Source organism: Kitasatospora sp. NPDC056531 (assembly GCF_042794375.1).
Taxonomy (GTDB): Bacteria; Actinomycetota; Actinomycetes; order Streptomycetales; family Streptomycetaceae; genus Kitasatospora.
Window position 1 is genome coordinate 11608 of sequence record NZ_JBHTTU010000085.1, and the last position, 16423, is coordinate 28030.

Sequence of the window (16423 nt, forward strand, 5' to 3'; positions counted from 1 at the left end):
AAGAGGTAACAAAGGGGGGGGAGGGGGTGTCCCTGCCCCGCCAATTTTTCCTTTGTAGTTGGGGTTTCTCCCCCGCTGGGTTGTGGGGGTTGTTTTGGGCGGGTTTTCCCCCCCGCCCCCCCCCGATCCTGGACCCGACGGGTCATCAGCCGGGGGTGACCGCGTTCCAGGTCAGTTCACGCTGGTGACCGTGGCGCCAGCCGCGGGTGTGGACCGAGTCGGTGCGGGGGCTGGAGAAGCCGTCCTTCGCGTCGACGTTCTGTCCGCTGTCCCAGAAGGACTGCAGTGCGTAAGCCCCCCAGTCCTCCCGTCCTCCCCATGACCACAGCTCGCCGTTCGACCCCAGCTTCGAGGTCCCGGAGTCCTCCATCACCACGGCGCCCTCGTTGCCACCGGTGTAGGCCATGATCTGGTCCTTCTCGGGGTTGTACAGGGTGAACTGGTCGGAGGGACCGAGCTGCTTCCACAGGCAGAAGCGGTCCGGGTTGCCGGTGTCGACCTTCTTGAGCCAGACCCATTGGTCGGTGGGGCTGGCGCACAGCGCGTAGCCGGGGAAGGCGCCGCTCATGATCATCACCTTGGATTGGGCTTGCGGGGCGGCCGAGGCCGAAGCCGCAGGTATCACCGTGAGAAAGGCGGCGGCGATTCCGGCTGCGGCGAGACCGCTCCGGAGAGGGCGCCGATTGCGAGAGGTCCACCTGGATCGCGCCATACGAAGAGACTCCTTGTCCGGGAATTCCGGTGTGAGGGATGGATTTCGGTCTGCCCGTTACCTGATCCGGTTCCTGATCCGGGCAGAGGGTGCCGCAGCCGTGCCCACCCGCACGTCGCGCGCCCTTGTGCGCGAAGGGGCTGCGGCGCGTTCTCAGCCGCCCCAGGTCACGTCGCCCGGCGACGGGGGCGTGACAAGGGCCGTGCTACCGAACGGAGCCGCGTCGGCGACGACCGCGCCGACACGGTGGAAGGTGTCCTGCCAGGCCGCGACAACGGCTCCGCGATCGACTACGAAGGCGGGCGCAGCGGTGATCGAGGCGACTTTCCTAACCGTCATCGTTTCCTCCTGGCAGTACGGCTGCTGTTTCCCGGCGCCCATTTCGTGGGCCGGTCCGGCCGGCCGCGGCAGGATTCCCGGGTGATTTCCATCCCGGGCCTCCCCGGTTTCCCGGAGGGTTCCTTCCCGCCGCTTCGGCCGTTGCCATGACTGTGGCGGATCCTCAGGACAGGTGGAACGGGTTCGGGCTGGACGGACTATGCAGTGGCATAAGTGGGCCAGGGGGGTCGGCGAAGCCCGGCGGATCGGGGGCGGGGCTCGTCCACTCCCGGTCCCAGGGGCCGGGCACGAGCACCGCGCCGCATCCCACGATGCTGACCCCTCGTAGCGCGGGGTGCTCGGCGACGGCCCGCCGGCAGACCTCCGAGGCGCTGAGCTCGGCTTCGGTCAGGCTGGCTGCGGCTACGAACAGACCGACCACCGGGCCTGACACGTGGTCGCGATGGACGACGACATGCTCGACCCGCTCGGTGGGGCGGGCGAAGGACGCGAACACACGGGCGGCGTCGGGCGGCAGCAGCGCGGCGTCGCCCGGGCCCAGGCGTGCGTGGATGAGATACATGCCCCGATCGTCAAAGGGCCGCGTGAGTATCACCAACAGGCCAGGATGACCGGTTTATGACACCGCATAAACCGTCCAGCTGACGCGACCGCGTCAATCCCATACACTCCGTGCACTCAAGCCGTACACACGGTCAGCAAACATCCGCATCGCCATCCCGACGAAAGGGGAGTCCGTGCTGGAGGTCCTGGGCCTGGACGTCGACGCCGAACGCGTCTACCGGACCATGCTCGCCTGCCCGGGGGACATGGTCGCCGACATCGCCGCCCGCACCGGCCTGACCGACCCGGACACCCGCGCCGCCCTCGGCCGGCTCAGCTCGATGGCCCTGATCCATCCCTCCCGGACCGAGGGCGCCGGGTTCCGGGCGATCGGTCCGGAGAGCGCGATGGAGCTCCTCCTCGCGCGCCAGCAGGCCGAACTGGCCGCCCACCAGATGCGCATCGAGGCCTCGCGCGCGGCGGCCGCCCAGCTGATCGCGGAGTGCTCGGCGCTGCGACCCGCCCCGGCGGGCAACCACGTCGAGCAGTTGGTCGGCGCCGACGCGATCCGCGAGCGTCTCGCCCGCCTCGCCGACGAGGTCAGGCACGAGATCAGCACCTTCGCCCCCCGGCGGCGCCCACACCGAGGACGACCTGCACGCCAGTCGCGAACCCAACGCCCGCCTACTGCAACGCAAAGTGCGGATGCGGACGGTCTACCTCGACAGCATCCGCAACCACCAGCCCACCCTCGACCACGTCGCGTGGCTCGGCGAACTGGGTGGGCAGGTCCGCACCGTCCCGACGCTCCCCATCCGCATGATCATCGCGGACCGCACTCACGCGGTCCTGCCCCTGGACACCGACGACGCCCGCGCCGGCGCCGTCGTACTGACCGGCGCCGGTACCGTCACCGCCTTGAGCGCGCTGTTCGAAAGCATTTGGACCGACGCGACCACGCTCGGCACCCCCTCCCCCATCCCGCCCGATCAAATGACCCCCCAGGAACGGGCCGCGCTGGAGCTGCTGACACACGGACACACCGACGAGTCGATCGCCAAACGACTCGGCGTCTCCCCGCGAACCGCCCGCCGCATCGCCGCCGACCTGCTGGACCGGCTGGACGCCCGCAGCCGCTTCCAAGCCGGCGTCCATGCCGTTCAGGACGGCTGGCTCCCAGCCAGCCGGTAGTGGACGGCCCGCGCGACGGACAGCTCGACTCGGCGTCGAGCCTGGAGACCGGCACGTACGCACGCCGCGAGGGTGTCAGCGGCGGCCGCGGAGGATCGGCGGGTCGGTCAGGCGGTCACCGTCCACTCGGGTTCCGGCCTGTTCGAGCTGGCGGAGGACCGGGCTGATCTCCATGCCTTCGACGCCGGACAGGCTTCCGACACGATCGGTGGTGAACTCGAACAGTTCGTCGAGGTCGCGGCACTGTACGACGGCATGAAGGTTGTGCGGTCCGGATACCGCGGCGGCGAATCCCACCTCGGGCATCTGCGCCATCGCCCGCCCGACAGCCTACATCGCGACCTTCCTCGGCCACTTCGCCTCCGACACGGACCGCGAGAAGTTCTCGTCGGCCAACGCGGCCGCCCTCTACGGCCTCGGCATCTGACCCCAGGGGCCGACCCGGTCTGGAGCGCCTTCTGCCGCATCGACCCCGCCCCGGCGAATGCGACCGGCGCAATCGCGTAACGGTGCCGTCGAGAATCCCTGGAGTGTGGGCGGCGGCGCGCAGGCCCCAGTGCCACCGCCCACGGCCGGGTTTGCTGAATCGGCAAACAACCTCGCCTTTTCAACAAGGGCTTCCGCATGATCGACAGGTGAGCCGACGAAGACGGCGGAAGGGCGCCGTCCGGGGACACCGCGGACTCACGATCCTGGAGGAGAGGCATGTCGCAGCACGTCACGGAGATCACCCACCGGTTGGTCCCCTCGCCGGGAGGCCGGATCCACCTCGCGGAGCAGGGCGCCGGGCCGCTGGTGCTTCTCCTCCACGGCTTCCCTGAATCCTGGTACTCCTGGCGCCACCAGCTGCCGGTCCTTGCGGCTGCGGGATACCGTGCGGTCGCCATCGACATCCGCGGCTACGGCCGCTCCTCCAAGCCCCTCGCGACGGACGCCTACCGAATGCTCGACCTGGTGGAGGACAACGTCGCGGTGGTCCGCGCCCTGGGCGAGGATTCGGCGGTGGTCATCGGCCACGACTGGGGCGCCACCATCGCCGCAACCTCCGCCCTGCTCCACCCCGATGTCTTCCGCGCCGTGGGGCTGCTGAGCGTTCCCTACACCCCGCCCGGCGGGCCCCGCCCGAGCGACGTCTTCGCCCGGTTGGGCGGGGACGAGGAGTTCTACGTCTCGTACTTCCAGGAGCCGGGCCGTGCCGAGGCCGAGATCGAGCCCGACGTGCGCGGCTGGCTCGCGGGCTTCTACGCGGCCCTGTCCGCGGACACCATGCCCGCACCCGGCGTCCCCCATCCGCACTTCGTCAGCAGCGGCGGAACGCTGCGCGACAGGTTCCCGCTCGGCCGGCTGCCCGCCTGGCTCGACGACAGCGACCTCGACGTCTACGCCGGGGAGTTCGAACGCACCGGTGTGACCGGAGCGCTCAACCGCTACCGGAACATGGATCGCGACTGGGAGGACCTCGCCGCCCTCCACGGCGCCCCCATCACCCAGCCGTCCCTGTTCATCGGGGGCAGCATGGACGCTTCCACGGCCTGGCTGGCCGACGCGATCAAGGCATACCCGACCACCCTGCCGGGACTGGTCTCCTCCCACATCGTCGACGGCTTCGGCCACTGGATCCAGCAGGAATGCCCCGCCGAGATCAACCGCCTCCTGACCGACTGGCTCGCCGCCCTGCCCGCCTGACGTGCCCGCCCTCGCAGCCCGCGGTCAAGGGCCGCCGATGCGCTGTGAGGCAGCGCCCTCCCCGGCGAGCGCCGCTCCCACGTCCGACCGGCCACGGCCGGTCGGACGTGGGAGCGAGCCGCGACGCCGCCACCACACACGGCACGACCAGGACAGCCCCGTCATCCTGGGGCGCGGCAGCAACGTGATCGCGGCGGACGCCGACCACCCCGGCACCGTCGTGGTCATGAACACCCGCGGCATCACCGTCAAGAACCTGTACGACACCGCGGTGGCGAGCGCACCGGGCAGCCCGACTGGGACAATGGAGCACAACCAGCGGCAGGTGGCCGCCACCCCTCTGGGCCGTCTGGCGCACCCCGCCGACGTCGCCCAAGCGGTCGCCTTCTACGCCAGCGAGGACAACACCTTCATGACCGGCACACGGCCGCGGTCAACGGCGGCATGTCCATGTACTGACCCCGCTGTCCTGCGCGCACGGGGCCATACCGTCCCAGTCCGGCCGACGGCCGGACCGCATCCGGCACATCGCCACCTTGAAGGAAAACGTTCATGCACACGATCGACCTCGCCTACGTCGGGCGGGGCCCGCACGAGGAACTGGTCACCTACATCGCTGACCAGCAGGACTTCTACGCCGACGAGGGCGTCCACGTCGCACTGCGCGACGGCTGCACCTGGGACGCGGAGCGGCTGCGCCGCGGCGCAGTCATCGGACTCGGCCGGACACTGCTGTCCCGACTGAACGATGGCATCCCCTGGGTCGCGCTCAATGTCAACACCGCCCGCCCACTGTTCTGGTTCATCGCCCGCTCCGGCCTGACCTCCCTGGCCGACCTGGCCGGCCAACGGCTGGCGGTAACCCCTCCTCACACCGGCCCCGGGGTCTTCACCCGGATCATTCTGCGCCAGGCCGGTCTCGACCCGGACCGCGACGTGCAGAACATCGTCCGCTGGCCCGGCGACTACAGCATGGACCTGCGCCGGTTGCACAACGGAAGTATCGACGCCGCCGTGGTCGGCGACACCATGGCACCGGAGGCGATCGCCGCCGAGCACGGCTGGCAGGTGCTGGCCTTTGTCGGCGACCACTTCCAGATTCCCACCGTAGGCGTGGCCGTCGACCCCACCTACACCGACCCGGAGGACCCCGCGGTCCAGGCGGTCGTACGAGCCCACCGGCGCGCCCTGCAGATGATCCACAACGACCCCGACACCACGGTGCGGCACATGCAGACCTTCCTCGGCCGACACACCGCAGACGAAGTCCGAGCGCACTACGAGAAGTTCATCGCACCGTACTTCACCACCGACGGCCAAACCGACCTCGCCGCCGCAGACACCGCGATCGCCACGGTCGCCGCCGAACTCGGCGTCCCCGCCACCTTCACCGCAGCCGAGTTCTACCGCACCGTTTAGTCGTCGAAGGTAGCCAGTGAGCGGCTGACCACCTGACCGGCCTGGAAGACGCACCACACCGCGACGGCGAGTGCCCCGACGCGCTGGGCCACACCTACGACGGCTCCCCGGATGGCGCGTGGTCCGTGGTGCCGCAGGTCGAGGAGAACTTTCACAGTGTCGTTGACCGACGCGATGAGCTCCGGATCGGCCGGGACCCACAGGATGGGCATTCCAGCCGGGACGCATACCAGGGACGGCGGGTCTCCGGAACACCGCTCGCCGCGACCCGATCGCCACCGAAGCGGTCGAAGATGCAGTCGTGGACCTCAAGGCGGCAGTCGCACTCCACATAGCGGCCTGTTTGCATGCGGGCAGAACCGACTCTTCCAGCACCCTCGGGGCCCCTCGCGGAGGGTCGCGAGGCCCTGCATCCCCCGAAGAAACAAGAGAGGCAGAGACCATGAAGGAGTTCCTGGTCGAGCTGACCGCCAGTGTGCCCGAGGGGACCGACCAAGCAGAAGTCGACCGGCGCCGCACCGCTGAAGCTGTGCGAGCCAAGGAGCTCGCCGCCGAAGGTCACTTGTTCCGGCTGTGGCGCCCGGTCGGGGAGGATCGCGTCATCGGCGTGTGGCGCGCCGACGACGAGGCGGAGTTGCGTGAGAAGGTCCTCGGAAGCCTGCCCCTGTGGCCATGGGCGACGGCGGTGATCACCGCCCTGCAGTCACACCCCAACGATCCGGACCTGACCGGATGAGTCTTCCGATGCGGCACCTCACGGCCACCGCTCACTGTACCGATCAGGACCACCACGCTGAGGCGGGAGTCCATGCCTTGAGAAGCCATCCGCTTACCGAATCGGAACCATGGATTCCGCGATCGACAGCGGCCCAGGACGGAGGGAAACCCATGTCTGAGAAGAACCATGCCACGGTAGCGGTCACCGGGGTGACCGGGGCGCTGGGCGGCCGGATCGCGGCCCGACTCGCCGGCCATGGCGTCCCCCAGCTCCTCGTCGGACGCAGCCCGGACCGCATGCCCGAACTGCCAGGCGCCCAGCGGCGCGGTCCGGCCGCCTACGCCGATGCCTCCGCCATGCGCATGGCGCTCGAGGGCGCGTCGACCCTCATCCTGGTCTCCGGACACCGCACGGGGCGCCGGCTGGAGGAACACGCCACCGCGGTCGAGGCCGCGATCGCGGTCGGCGTGGACCGGGTCCTGTACGTGTCCCTCGTCAGCGCAGCGCCCGCCGCCACCTACACCAACGCCCGCGACCAGTGGCTGACCGAACGGTTCCTGGCAGGGGCCGGGATCCGCCACACGGTGCTCCGGGCGGGCTTCTACACCTCGACGCCGGCCGCCCTCGCCAACGAGGAGTTCCTCGTGAGCGGGCCCGCGAGCACCGGCAGGGCCGCCTTCGTCACCCACGAGGACATCGCCGACGTGATCACGGCCGTCACCCTCGACGAGGGTCCCCGCTCCGAGCACGACGGCGCGACCCTTGAGATCACCGGGCCCGAGGCCCTGACCCTCGACGAAGCGGTCACCAGGATCGCCGCAGCCACCGGCCGGCCCTACCGCTTCGAACCCGAGACCCTCGAGGACGCCTTCGCCCGGCGATGGGGTCTGGGCATGAGCGGGGAACAGATCGAGACCTGGATCTCGTGGTACCAGGCGATCGAGAGGGGCGAGGTTTCCGTGGTCACCGACGTCGTCCCCCGGCTCACCGGCTCACCGGCGACCCCGATCTCGAACGCAGCCTGGTGGCCCGAGCCGAAGACAGCCCGCGGTACCCGCTAGTCTCGCGCTTTCACGAACCGGGCTGTCCGGCCACTGGTCAAGAAGGCAGAAAGTGCCTCTGACCAGTGAGAATGAGGATTGCTGAGGTCCTTGTTCCCGCCACCGTCGAAGGCAGGTGACGTCCAGCGCCGAACGTGGCCTGATCGGGCGTCACAGTCGGCAGTCCGTCAGAAGCGACAGCAGGCGGGCTGCGGGAGTTCGTGGCAGCCTGTTTCCGACCCGAAGGGGGCTCACCGCTGGAGAGAGGACCCGGCATGCAGGCCGTCACCGTTCGAGACCGCGCCGCCGGTGTCGAGGGAATGTCGCTGACGGAGGTGCCCTACCCCCACCTCGCCGAGAACGACGTCATCGTGCGCGTGCACGCCGCCGGGTTCACCCCGGGGGAACTCACCTGGCCGGGAACGTGGACGGATCGCGCCGGGCGCGACCGGACGCCGAGCGTGCCCGGACACGAGCTGTCGGGCGTCGTCGCCGAACTCGGATACGGCACCACCGGTCTCTCGGTGGGCCAGCGGGTGTTCGGGCTGGCCGACTGGACCCGGGACGGCTCGCTGGCCGAGTACACCGCGGTGGAGGCTCGCAATCTGGCCCCGCTACCGGCGGACGTCGACCACACGGCCGCCGCCGCACTGCCGATCTCGGGGCTGACCGCCTGGCAGGCCCTGTTCGACCACGGCCGGCTTATGGCCGTGCGTACTCCATATCGAGCAAGCGATGCCCTATTCCAGGTGGCCGGGTCTGCTCCGGCAGGTGGTCCCGGCGTCGCCCGGATACAGATGCTTCGCCCCTGCTCGTTCCGCCGGACACGGCGTTCTCCGCTGAGCTGATCCGGCTCGATGCCCATGCGACGACAGGGGCTGTTGAGTGCGAGTCGGCCCAAGGAGACGACGATGACTGAACAACATGTGGTGCTGGAGGGAAGCAAGCGGCCCGCCATGGCCGATGCGACCCGGGTGGCGGACGCGAACGCCCAGGCTCCGGTGAGCGTGACCGTCACCCTGCGCGGAAAGGTGGTCACCGACGACCGGATCCCCGACGAGCGGCGCGAGGACGCCGAGAAGACCAAGGCCGTACTGGAACGCTACGGCCTCACGGTCGACGAAGTCCGGCTCCAGCCGGGCAGTGTCGTGGCCACTGGTCCGGTGAGCGCCATGAACGCCGCCTTCCAGACGGACCTCGGCATCTACCGCACTGCCGGGCAAGGCGAGCTCCGTGGCCGCGAGGGCGAGTTGAAGATCCCGTCCGAGCTGAAGGGGATCGTGACCGGGGTTTTCGGGCTGGACGAGCGGCGGGTGGCGCGACGGGCCGCCGCACAAGGCACGGGCACGGGCTTCCAAGGGTCGTTCTCGCCGGCCGACCTCGAACGCCACTACAACTTCCCCGAAGGCCAGGGGGACGGCCAGAAGATCGGGATCGCCGAGTTCTTCCCCTGCGGTTACTTCGACGACGATCTGCGGGTCTTCTGCGACGGCCACAACCTCTCTACGCCACAAGTCGATGTCGTGCCCCTCGGCTTCGACCCGCCCCGGTCCCCTCAGGCGGCTCAGCAACTGTCGTCGGACGCCGAGGACAACACGCTCGAAGTGATGATGGACGTGGAGATCGTCGCCGGTCTCTGCCCGGCAGCCCGGATCCCGGTCTACTTCGTCCCATGGACGCAGAAGGGGTGGATCGATCTGATCGACCAGGCCATCGCGGACCGGCCGGTGGCCCTCTCGATCAGCTACGGGCTTCCGGAAGAGGATCCCCACTTGGCGCCCGCCGCCCGTGATGAGGTCTACAAGCGCCTTGAGGGTGCGGCGGGCCTAGGGATCACGGTCTGTGTCTCCTCCGGTGACGATGGAGCCGGGGCCCAGAACCCGGACGGTGCTGCCCATGTCAGCTTCCCGTCCACCAGCGAGTTCGTCCTCTGCGTCGGCGGCACCATGATCGACTCCGCCGGCCGGGAAGTGTCCTGGTGGGAAGCGCCGGGTCGCCGCAGCGGCGACGGCGGCGCGAGCGGGGGTGGCGTCAGTGCCATCGTCCAGCGACCGCAGTGGCAGCAGAACATCCAGGTGGACTCCCTGAACCAGGACGCCATCGAAGGGCGGGTCGTACCGGACGTGGCCGCGCTCGCCGGCAGTCCCGGCTACGACCTGACGTTTGAGGGCCGGCCCCAGCCCTCCGGCGGCACCAGCGCTGCCACCCCGCTGTGGGCCGCACTGATCGCCCGCGTCGACGCCGCACTGTCGGCCGGCAAACGGCAGCGTTTCCTCACCCCGCTGCTCTACAAGGGCAATGGCGCCAACGGGCAGCCGCTCGGCCAGGCGGTCTGTCGCGACATCTCGGCCGGCCACGACAACAGATCCAACCCCCCGGCGGTGGGCTACCCGGTCAAGGCCGGGTACGACGCCGTCACTGGCTGGGGCGTCCCGGACGGCGCCGCGCTGGTGAAGGGACTGCAGAGCGTTTAGGTAGTGCCGGATGGCTCTTGCCCGGGTGGTGGATCTGTTGCCGTTCCGGGCAGGAGCTGTGCATGGTCACTGGTGGCCGTCCGGCATCACCAGGCAAAGATCATCAGTGCCGAGCACCCAACGCCGAGGAAACCCAGTGGGCGCGGATCGTCGAGCGGTACGACGAGCTCACGCGGCTGACCGACAGCCCCGTCGTCCGGCTTGCACTTCGCCGCGCTCGAGCCAGAGCCCGCCTCGCTGCTGGAGCTTCGGGCGGCGGTGAACGCGATGCTGCCCAGGGGCGACCTGCCCGAGGTGCTGCTGGAGGTGTCTCCTGGACCGGCGCCGACCAGGCGTTCACGTCGGTCACTGGCGGCGAGGCCCGGCTGAAGGACCTGCACGTCACTGTCTCCGCGCTGCTGGTTGCGTCCAGGTGGGCCACGGGGCTGCGAACGGGCCGGAGCGGTCCTGGAGGAGGCCGAGGGCGCGCTCGCGGGCCTGCTCGACCAGGCGGTGGTCGTCGTCGGTGATGAAGCCGAGGCGGCGGCCGTGCGCGTACTCGTCCTCGTCCTTCCACGTCGCCGAGGACAGGTCGGGATCGACCGCCGGGTCGACGAGCAGATCCAGGGTGTCGACCCCGATCCGGGTCCGCACCGGGCGCTCGAAGTTCACGTGCAGGCACAGCGGCTCTCCCGCCGGGGTCTGGAAGTGGTGCAGGGAAAACCACTCGCCCGTCTCGAAGCGGGAGCGCAGGACGGTGTGCCGCCGGACCCACGGCTCCAGCTCCCAGGCACCGGCCGCGGGGTTGGTCAGGCCGTTCTTGCGGGAGGCGTCGCCGGTGCGCAGCGCCGTCGTCCAGGTGGTCGGGCGAGGGCGTCCGCGACGGCGGCGGGACCGGGTGGGAGTCGTCATGCCGGTCGTCATGCCGAAGGCTCTGCCCGGCCAACCACGGCGCCGAACCCGGCCGCCACCCGCACGGACCACGCCGGGCGGAACCCAGCGCCCCTGAGCTGCGGTGGGGAGTTTCCGGCCAGGGCGGCCGCGCCCGGGGCGGGCAAACTCACCGGCTGCCCCGGGGCGAAGCTCACCGCCCCCGAGGCGAAACTCCCCGGTGCAGGTCAGCGGCCCGCACCGGGGAGTGAGGCCGGGTCAGGACCGGCGCCACCAGGCACCGCGCCGCTTCGCCTCGGCGGCCGCGGCCTCGGCGGCGGCCCCGCGCTCCGCCGCCACCCGCACCCGGCGGGCCTGATCCGCATCGGTCTGCTCGACGGCGAGCAGCCGGTCGCCGTCCGGGTTGTCGAGCGCCCCGGACGCTCAGAAGGTGAGGGTCTGGCCCGGGACGGACGCCTGTTTCCTGGTGTAGGCGACACCGTGCACCTTGAGGCCGGCCGGGTCGAGGAGGGTGATCACGCCGCCGTCCTCGCCCAGCCGGAAGCCGTTCGCGGCCGGGAGGGTGGTGGAGGCGCCGGGCTGGAGCTCGGTGTCGGGCAGCGGGAGCGGAATGTTCTGCTGGTCGCTGAGGTGCCAGCCCTGGAGGTTGATCGGCGCGGCCGAGGTGTTGACCAGGGTGACCGTCTCGGCCGCCGGGGCGATCGGGTTGACCAGCGCGGCCGCGATCCGCACCGGCTCCTGGTGCGGGGTGGTGGGCCGGGCGGGGGCGAGGGCGTGGCCGGTGGTGTCGTCGGTGTGCCACGACTGGGACTGGAAGGCCAGGAAGATCGCGACCCAGCGGTTCTCCGGGGCCACATGCATCAGCAGGCCGCCGTCCTGCCAGACCCCGTCTTCGTTGGCGTGCGCCGCGTCGTTGCCCTGGTTCATGTGGATGTCGTGGACGCCGTTTCCGGGCGGGAAGTGGAACACCGGGTCGCTGGCCTCGGTGGGCCAGCGCTGGCCGAAGGCGTAGAGGGCGATGGTCTGGTCGGCGATGGCACGCTGGATGTAGTGGTCGAGCAGGTCCTCCAGGTCGTTGTCGGGGCCGGGGACGTCGGGCGGCAGGACGCGCATGGCGGCCGGGTCGAAGAGGTTCCCGCGGATGAAGTCGAGGCTGGCCGTGCCGGGCCGGGACGGCTCGGGGTGCCACCCGCTGCCGGCCGGCGGAAGCAGCTGGATCAGTGGGTGGTGGAAGTCGTCGATGGCGACGTACAGCAGGTTCGGCGGCGTGTCCTGGGACCTGACGTTCACGGCGATCCGGTAGTCGGTACCACCGTCGTCACGCACGTGGATCTGGTAGTGCGGCGTCGAGACGTTCGCCGCCTCGCGAATGCTGTCGACGGCTCTGGCGGCGAGCACACCGTATTTGATCGGGGGCATCTGTCGTCCTCTCGGCTGAACGTGCGGGTGGCCGTGACCCGGATTGCCTCCCGTTATCGCCGATCGGCCGCCGGGCGAGGCGGAGAACCACGCCGTGTTCACCCACCTGCCGTCCGATGGCGAGTCGGGAGCGCCCGGGGTTGCGCCATCCGAGCGACGGGACCTACCAGTGGGGCCCGCCCCGACTCCCCCCATCTCCGCCGCAGACATCTACGGTCCCCCTGCCACCGGCACCGCCGACGAAGGAGCTGGATCGTGGAGCGGCGCCGAGTTCGGTGCCGCGCACGCACATGGAGGGCGGGACGTCGCTGGGGACTTGGCTGAACAACCAGAAGGCCCGCCGGGACAAGCTCAGCCCCGAGCAGCGCGGGCAGCCGGAGGCCCTCGGGGTGGCCTGGTAGGACGGGCTTGGCTCGTTCGAGACCGTGTCTCACATCGTTCGACGCGAACCGGCCCCGCCACAGTGGTGGGGCCGGTTCATGCGGTCATGGGGTGAGCGCGGCGGAGACCCTGGGGAGGCGGGTCTGTGGGAGGGCGAAGGAGTCGGCGGGATTGCGGTAGGAGTAGCGGCCGTCGTCGGTTCGTCCCCCGTCGTGGGTGGTCCGCCAGCGGGCGGGCCGGGTTGCCCCTGCTGTTCCAGGAGGAGGAGTGCGAGGTGGTCGGGGTCGAGGATGCCGGGGTCGGGCGGGATGTTGTCGGCAACAGTGGCAAGCTCGGGCCAGGACAGGGCGGGTCCCATGAAGTGGCCGTCGTCCTGGGCGAGGAGTTCGGCGGTGTCCCAGGTGGGGTGGTGCAGGAGGTAAGACGACCGCCCGCCGCCACTGGTCATCCGGTCGCCGGCCCAGTTCAAGGCCCTCGGGCACCCGCTGCGCCACCGCCTGGTCAACATGCTGCGTCAGCGCCCGGCCACCCTGCGGCAGTTGGCGGAGGCGCTCGGCATGGCCAAGGGGACCCTCGGCTACCACGTACGGGTGCTACGGGAGGCCGGGCTGGTCGAGCTCGCCGAGAGCCGCCAGGTGCACGGCGGCACCGAGCACACCGAGCTCCGCCACCTCTGGCTCACTCCCGAGCAGGCCGCCCTGGTCGCCGACCGGCTCCGCGAGCACGCCGCCGAACTGCAGACCGCCGGGGTGCGGGCGGCACAGCTGGGGGCGGGCGAGAGTCCGACCGCTGAGGCCTACGGCCTGCTGGTCAGCCTCTTTCCGGCCGACATCCCGAGGTTGGGGCCGGACGACGGGCGGTGAGGGGTGCCTTGACGGGGCTCCGTCCAGGCCGCCCTCGACGGTCACCAGGCTCGACACGCCTGGCGACCACCGCCGTCGCCATGTCCGACGTGGCCCGTCGGACAACCCCCGAGGCCCTCGGTGTAGAGATGGACGCCGTGCTGGGCTGCGACCAGGTGCTTGCGCGAACTCCCGACGCACCGGCCGACGCGCTCGCGCCGGCTGCGGTGGCGGTAGTGGTCGACGCCGGCGGCCAGGGCGACGGCGTGCGTGGTGACCGGGCCCACCACGCACGTGGGAGGGGGACGGTCCACCATGAGCCCCGCCGGCAATCGACGGACAGATCCGCGACGGCTGCAGCCCGGCAGCCGCTGAACCCTTTGGCCGGTACTCCCCCACCCCGGACAGCAAAACCGGCGGGAACCCGCCGCCCGGGGCGCTCGCTCAGGCCGCCGTGGCGAGTGCCCGGGCGGGCTGCGTCTGCTCGTAGGCGTGGCCGACCCGCAGGAGCGTGGGCTCGCCGAGGGGCCGGCCGAGCAGTTGCATGCCGATCGGCAGGCCCGCCGAGTCGTGGCCGACCGGAACGGTCAGGGCGGGCACTCCGGTGATGTTGGCGGGGGCGCAGAGGCGCACGTAGGCGTCGGAGACGCCCTCGACTGTACCGTCGGGCCAGGTGACCGTCTCCTCGTCGGCCCCGACCGCGGGCATCGGGACGCTCGGGGCGGCGATCACGTCGACCTCCTCCAGCATCCGTGCCCACTCGGCGCGCATGAGCGAGCGGGAGCGTTGAGCGCGTACGTAGTCGCCGGCGCTCATCAACTCGCTTGCCTCCAGGAGGATGCGGACGTCCTCCTGGTACAGCTCGGGGACCGTGCGCAGGCTGCCTTCGTGGTAGGCGCCGGCCTCCGGCACCATCAGGCCCCACTGGGTGGCCTGGATGTAGCGGGTCATCGGGATGTCGACCTCGACGAGCCGTGCGCCCAGGGTTTCCAGCTGCCCGATGGCGTGCCGGACGGCGGTCTCCACGCGCGGGTCGACGTGGTCGAAGTAGTAGGTGCGCGGCAGGCCGATGCGCAGCCCCGTCAGGTCCGTTCCGGCACCGGGCCGGTAGTCCGTGGCGGGCACGGACAGCGAGGCGGGGTCGCGCGGATCGTGTCCGGCCAGCGCGGTCAGGACCAGGGCGGCGTCCTCGACGGTGCGGGTGAGCGGACCGACGTGGTCCAGCGACCAGGACAGGGAGGTGACGCCGTGGCGGGGGACGAGACCGTAGGTCGGTTTGAGGCCGACGACCCCGTTGAGCGCGGCGGGCACCCGGATCGACCCGCCGGTGTCGGTGCCCAGGGCGAAGGTCGCGGTGCCCGATGCGACGGCGACCGCGGAGCCGCCGCTGGAGCCGCCGGCGACCCGGCCGCGGTCCCAGGCGTTGCGGGTCTGCGGGGTGGTCAGGCCGAACGCGAATTCGTGGGTGTGGGTCTTGCCGAGCAGGACCGCGCCGGCCGCGCTCAGGCGCGCGGCGACCGTGCTGTCCGCCGTCGCGCGATGGTCGGCGCGCACCCGGGAGCTGGCCGTGGTGGCCATCCCGCCGACGTCGATCAGGTCCTTGAGTCCCATCGGGATGCCGTGCAGCGGTCCCCGGTAACGGCCGTGCGCCGCTTCGTGTTCGGCCTCGCGCGCCGCCCGGCGTGCCTGCTCCGCGGTGACCGTGACGTAGGCGCCGAGGTGCGGTTCCACTTTCTCGATGCGATCGAGGACGGAGTCGACCAGTTCGACGGGGGACAGTCGCCGGGCACGGATCGCGTCCGCGGCGGCGGCGAGGGACAGCTCATACGGCTGCATCGTGCTTCTCCTCTCCGGCGCGGTAGGCGGCGGCGGGCGGGACGTCCGCGAAGTCCAGCTCGCGCAGGACCGCGACGACGCCGTGGATGTGGTTGGCGACCGCGGCGACCGCGGCGTGGCGCTCGGCGGGCAGTACGAGTCCGGCGCGGGCGGCCCAGCGGGCGGCCTCCGGTGGTGTGAGTTCGACGGTGGACATGGATGTTCTCCTTCTCGGTCGAGGTTTGAGCGGCGGAGTAACCGAGGCCATAAAGGCCAAGGATTAGCTTTAGATGGCTGCAGGCGCCGCAGCTGGTCGGCGGCCCGCACGGGGCGGCCGGGCGGCAGCGGCCGCGTGATCAGGCCGCGGTGGCCGGGATCCCGACGCCCGGTTCGGCGAGCAGCCGGTAGCGGCCGTTCTCCCGGCGGACGGTGCCGGCCGTGGGCTGCGGGAAGTGGGTGCCCAGGAGCAACGCGTCGGTGTCCGCCAGGGCGTCGAGCAACTGCCCGCGGGTGCGGACCGCCTGGGCGGCGTCGATGTCGACGCAGCTGTTCACGTGGGGGTGGGACAGCTGCACGGGGTGGTGGATGCTGTCGCCGGTGATCAGCGCCCGGCGGTCGCTGCCGCGCAGCTCCACGGCGACCTGCCCCGGGGTGTGGCCCGGGGCAGGGGCCAGGAAGACGCCCGGCGCCACCTCGTGCCCCCGCTCGGGCACGTCCACGAGGTCGTACTGTCCGGCGTCGCGGACGGGGGTGACGGAGTCGCGGAACATCTGGCGGCGGGCCTCATCCAGGTCGGTGGCGGCCCAGTGGTCCCATTCGGTGCGGCCGGTGAGGTAGCGGGCGTTGGGGAAGGTGGGGACCCAGTCCCCGCCGACGAGGCGCGTGTTCCAGCCGACGTGGTCGGTGTGCAGGTGCGTGGTGATCACCAGGTCCACGGACTCGGGCGGGAAGCCGGCCGCCGCCAGGGGCTCCAG

Annotated in this window: 19 protein-coding genes and 3 pseudogenes; 10 read left to right on the forward strand and 12 right to left on the reverse strand. The window is 71.0% G+C overall.

The genetic code is table 11. The features are described from left to right. Positions 1–145: 145 nt before the first annotated feature. From ACFQ87_RS36935 to ACFQ87_RS36950, 4 genes are all read right to left on the reverse strand, one after another. The gene (locus tag ACFQ87_RS36935; RefSeq protein WP_380615318.1) at positions 146–568 is read right to left on the reverse strand and encodes a hypothetical protein; all 423 of its coding nucleotides are present in this window, start codon (positions 566–568) and stop codon (positions 146–148) included. Between the two features lie 297 nt (positions 569–865). Next, the gene (locus tag ACFQ87_RS36940; protein WP_380615319.1) at positions 866–1051 is read right to left on the reverse strand and encodes a hypothetical protein; all 186 of its coding nucleotides are present in this window, start codon (positions 1049–1051) and stop codon (positions 866–868) included. Between the two features lie 163 nt (positions 1052–1214). Then, on the reverse strand, positions 1215–1613 hold the full coding sequence (locus ACFQ87_RS36945) for a hypothetical protein (protein ID WP_380615320.1): 399 nt from the start codon (positions 1611–1613) through the stop codon (positions 1215–1217). 133 nt (positions 1614–1746) lie between these two features. Next, complete coding sequence (locus ACFQ87_RS36950) at positions 1747–2202, reverse strand: hypothetical protein (protein ID WP_380615321.1); 456 nt, start codon at positions 2200–2202, stop codon at positions 1747–1749. 97 nt (positions 2203–2299) lie between these two features. Here ACFQ87_RS36950 and ACFQ87_RS36955 point away from each other — a divergent pair, with 97 nt between their 5' ends. Further along, positions 2300–2785, forward strand: coding sequence for a LuxR C-terminal-related transcriptional regulator (locus tag ACFQ87_RS36955; protein ID WP_380615323.1), 486 nt, complete (start codon positions 2300–2302; stop codon positions 2783–2785). Positions 2786–2860: 75 nt separating this feature from the next. On the opposite strand, the gene ACFQ87_RS36960 is transcribed toward ACFQ87_RS36955, so the two are convergent. Continuing rightward, a complete protein-coding gene (locus tag ACFQ87_RS36960; protein WP_380615324.1) occupies positions 2861–3100 on the reverse strand; it encodes an Lrp/AsnC ligand binding domain-containing protein in 240 nt (79 codons plus the stop codon). A gap of 390 nt (positions 3101–3490) precedes the next feature. On the opposite strand from ACFQ87_RS36960, the gene ACFQ87_RS36965 reads away from it, so the two are divergent. Both ACFQ87_RS36965 and ACFQ87_RS36970 read left to right on the forward strand, forming a co-directional pair. Continuing rightward, the gene (locus tag ACFQ87_RS36965; protein ID WP_380615325.1) at positions 3491–4471 is read left to right on the forward strand and encodes an alpha/beta fold hydrolase; all 981 of its coding nucleotides are present in this window, start codon (positions 3491–3493) and stop codon (positions 4469–4471) included. 552 nt (positions 4472–5023) lie between these two features. Then, the gene (locus ACFQ87_RS36970; RefSeq protein WP_380615326.1) at positions 5024–5890 is read left to right on the forward strand and encodes an ABC transporter substrate-binding protein; all 867 of its coding nucleotides are present in this window, start codon (positions 5024–5026) and stop codon (positions 5888–5890) included. On the opposite strand, the gene ACFQ87_RS36975 is transcribed toward ACFQ87_RS36970, so the two are convergent. Next, positions 5887–6102 (reverse strand): hypothetical protein, encoded by a 216-nt coding sequence (locus ACFQ87_RS36975; protein WP_380615327.1) that lies wholly within the window; start codon positions 6100–6102, stop codon positions 5887–5889. The two genes, ACFQ87_RS36970 and ACFQ87_RS36975, sit on opposite strands and share 4 nt — an antisense overlap. A 230-nt stretch (positions 6103–6332) precedes the next feature. Here ACFQ87_RS36975 and ACFQ87_RS36980 point away from each other — a divergent pair, with 230 nt between their 5' ends. The 5 genes and pseudogenes from ACFQ87_RS36980 to ACFQ87_RS37000 form a co-directional block, all read left to right on the forward strand. Further along, positions 6333–6626, forward strand: coding sequence for a muconolactone Delta-isomerase family protein (locus ACFQ87_RS36980; protein WP_380615328.1), 294 nt, complete (start codon positions 6333–6335; stop codon positions 6624–6626). A gap of 152 nt (positions 6627–6778) precedes the next feature. Beyond that, positions 6779–7669, forward strand: a complete 891-nt coding sequence (locus ACFQ87_RS36985) for an NAD(P)H-binding protein (RefSeq protein WP_380615329.1) — start codon at positions 6779–6781, stop codon at positions 7667–7669. Positions 7670–7923: 254 nt separating this feature from the next. Next, positions 7924–8356: pseudogene (locus tag ACFQ87_RS36990) on the forward strand (alcohol dehydrogenase catalytic domain-containing protein); the annotation flags it as partial. Positions 8357–8559: 203 nt separating this feature from the next. After that, positions 8560–10122 (forward strand): protease pro-enzyme activation domain-containing protein, encoded by a 1563-nt coding sequence (locus ACFQ87_RS36995; protein WP_380615330.1) that lies wholly within the window; start codon positions 8560–8562, stop codon positions 10120–10122. A gap of 201 nt (positions 10123–10323) precedes the next feature. After that, positions 10324–10529 (forward strand): annotated as a pseudogene (locus ACFQ87_RS37000) (hypothetical protein); the annotation flags it as partial. Here ACFQ87_RS37000 and ACFQ87_RS37005 read toward each other — a convergent pair. Together ACFQ87_RS37005 and ACFQ87_RS37010 are read right to left on the reverse strand one after the other, a co-directional pair. Then, entirely contained in the window at positions 10504–11025 is a 522-nt protein-coding gene (locus ACFQ87_RS37005; RefSeq protein ID WP_380615331.1) for a DUF402 domain-containing protein, read from the reverse strand. The pseudogene ACFQ87_RS37000 and the gene ACFQ87_RS37005 sit on opposite strands and share 26 nt — an antisense overlap. Before the next feature lie 390 nt (positions 11026–11415). Next, the gene (locus ACFQ87_RS37010; protein ID WP_380615332.1) at positions 11416–12411 is read right to left on the reverse strand and encodes a DUF2278 family protein; all 996 of its coding nucleotides are present in this window, start codon (positions 12409–12411) and stop codon (positions 11416–11418) included. 275 nt (positions 12412–12686) lie between these two features. Here ACFQ87_RS37010 and ACFQ87_RS37015 point away from each other — a divergent pair, with 275 nt between their 5' ends. Beyond that, on the forward strand, positions 12687–12812 hold the full coding sequence (locus tag ACFQ87_RS37015) for a helicase associated domain-containing protein (RefSeq protein ID WP_380615333.1): 126 nt from the start codon (positions 12687–12689) through the stop codon (positions 12810–12812). A gap of 465 nt (positions 12813–13277) precedes the next feature. Beyond that, positions 13278–13655 carry an ArsR family transcriptional regulator gene (locus tag ACFQ87_RS37020; protein ID WP_380615338.1) on the forward strand — a complete coding sequence of 126 codons (378 nt, stop codon included), beginning with the start codon at positions 13278–13280 and terminating at the stop codon, positions 13653–13655. Positions 13656–13696: 41 nt separating this feature from the next. Here ACFQ87_RS37020 and ACFQ87_RS37025 read toward each other — a convergent pair whose 3' ends face one another. The 4 genes and pseudogenes from ACFQ87_RS37025 to ACFQ87_RS37040 all read right to left on the reverse strand — a co-directional run. Beyond that, entirely contained in the window at positions 13697–13921 is a 225-nt protein-coding gene (locus tag ACFQ87_RS37025; protein ID WP_380615334.1) for a hypothetical protein, read from the reverse strand. A 157-nt stretch (positions 13922–14078) separates the two neighbouring features. Next, positions 14079–15470: an amidase gene (locus ACFQ87_RS37030; protein WP_380615335.1), complete on the reverse strand. Its 1392-nt coding sequence runs from the start codon at positions 15468–15470 to the stop codon at positions 14079–14081. Continuing rightward, positions 15457–15666 (reverse strand): hypothetical protein, encoded by a 210-nt coding sequence (locus ACFQ87_RS37035; protein WP_380615336.1) that lies wholly within the window; start codon positions 15664–15666, stop codon positions 15457–15459. The genes ACFQ87_RS37030 and ACFQ87_RS37035 overlap by 14 nt, the downstream gene beginning before the upstream one ends. Before the next feature lie 139 nt (positions 15667–15805). Then, positions 15806–16423, reverse strand: a pseudogene (locus tag ACFQ87_RS37040) (MBL fold metallo-hydrolase); the annotation flags it as partial.

What these genes read in the sequence shown, in the direction of transcription:
- ACFQ87_RS36935 (WP_380615318.1), bottom strand. Translation starts at nt 568, where the DNA reads ATGAGCGGCGCCTTCCCCGGCTACGCGCTGTGCGCCAGCCCCACCGAC.
- ACFQ87_RS36940 (WP_380615319.1), bottom strand. Translation starts at nt 1,051, where the DNA reads ATGACGGTTAGGAAAGTCGCCTCGATCACCGCTGCGCCCGCCTTCGTA.
- ACFQ87_RS36945 (WP_380615320.1), bottom strand. Translation starts at nt 1,613, where the DNA reads ATGTATCTCATCCACGCACGCCTGGGCCCGGGCGACGCCGCGCTGCTG.
- ACFQ87_RS36955 (WP_380615323.1), top strand. Translation starts at nt 2,300, where the DNA reads ATGCGGACGGTCTACCTCGACAGCATCCGCAACCACCAGCCCACCCTC.
- ACFQ87_RS36960 (WP_380615324.1), bottom strand. Translation starts at nt 3,100, where the DNA reads ATGGCGCAGATGCCCGAGGTGGGATTCGCCGCCGCGGTATCCGGACCG.
- ACFQ87_RS36965 (WP_380615325.1), top strand. Translation starts at nt 3,491, where the DNA reads ATGTCGCAGCACGTCACGGAGATCACCCACCGGTTGGTCCCCTCGCCG.
- ACFQ87_RS36970 (WP_380615326.1), top strand. Translation starts at nt 5,024, where the DNA reads ATGCACACGATCGACCTCGCCTACGTCGGGCGGGGCCCGCACGAGGAA.
- ACFQ87_RS36975 (WP_380615327.1), bottom strand. Translation starts at nt 6,102, where the DNA reads ATGCCCATCCTGTGGGTCCCGGCCGATCCGGAGCTCATCGCGTCGGTC.
- ACFQ87_RS36980 (WP_380615328.1), top strand. Translation starts at nt 6,333, where the DNA reads ATGAAGGAGTTCCTGGTCGAGCTGACCGCCAGTGTGCCCGAGGGGACC.
- ACFQ87_RS36985 (WP_380615329.1), top strand. Translation starts at nt 6,779, where the DNA reads ATGTCTGAGAAGAACCATGCCACGGTAGCGGTCACCGGGGTGACCGGG.
- ACFQ87_RS36995 (WP_380615330.1), top strand. Translation starts at nt 8,560, where the DNA reads ATGACTGAACAACATGTGGTGCTGGAGGGAAGCAAGCGGCCCGCCATG.
- ACFQ87_RS37005 (WP_380615331.1), bottom strand. Translation starts at nt 11,025, where the DNA reads ATGACGACCGGCATGACGACTCCCACCCGGTCCCGCCGCCGTCGCGGA.
- ACFQ87_RS37010 (WP_380615332.1), bottom strand. Translation starts at nt 12,411, where the DNA reads ATGCCCCCGATCAAATACGGTGTGCTCGCCGCCAGAGCCGTCGACAGC.
- ACFQ87_RS37030 (WP_380615335.1), bottom strand. Translation starts at nt 15,470, where the DNA reads ATGCAGCCGTATGAGCTGTCCCTCGCCGCCGCCGCGGACGCGATCCGT.
- ACFQ87_RS37035 (WP_380615336.1), bottom strand. Translation starts at nt 15,666, where the DNA reads ATGTCCACCGTCGAACTCACACCACCGGAGGCCGCCCGCTGGGCCGCC.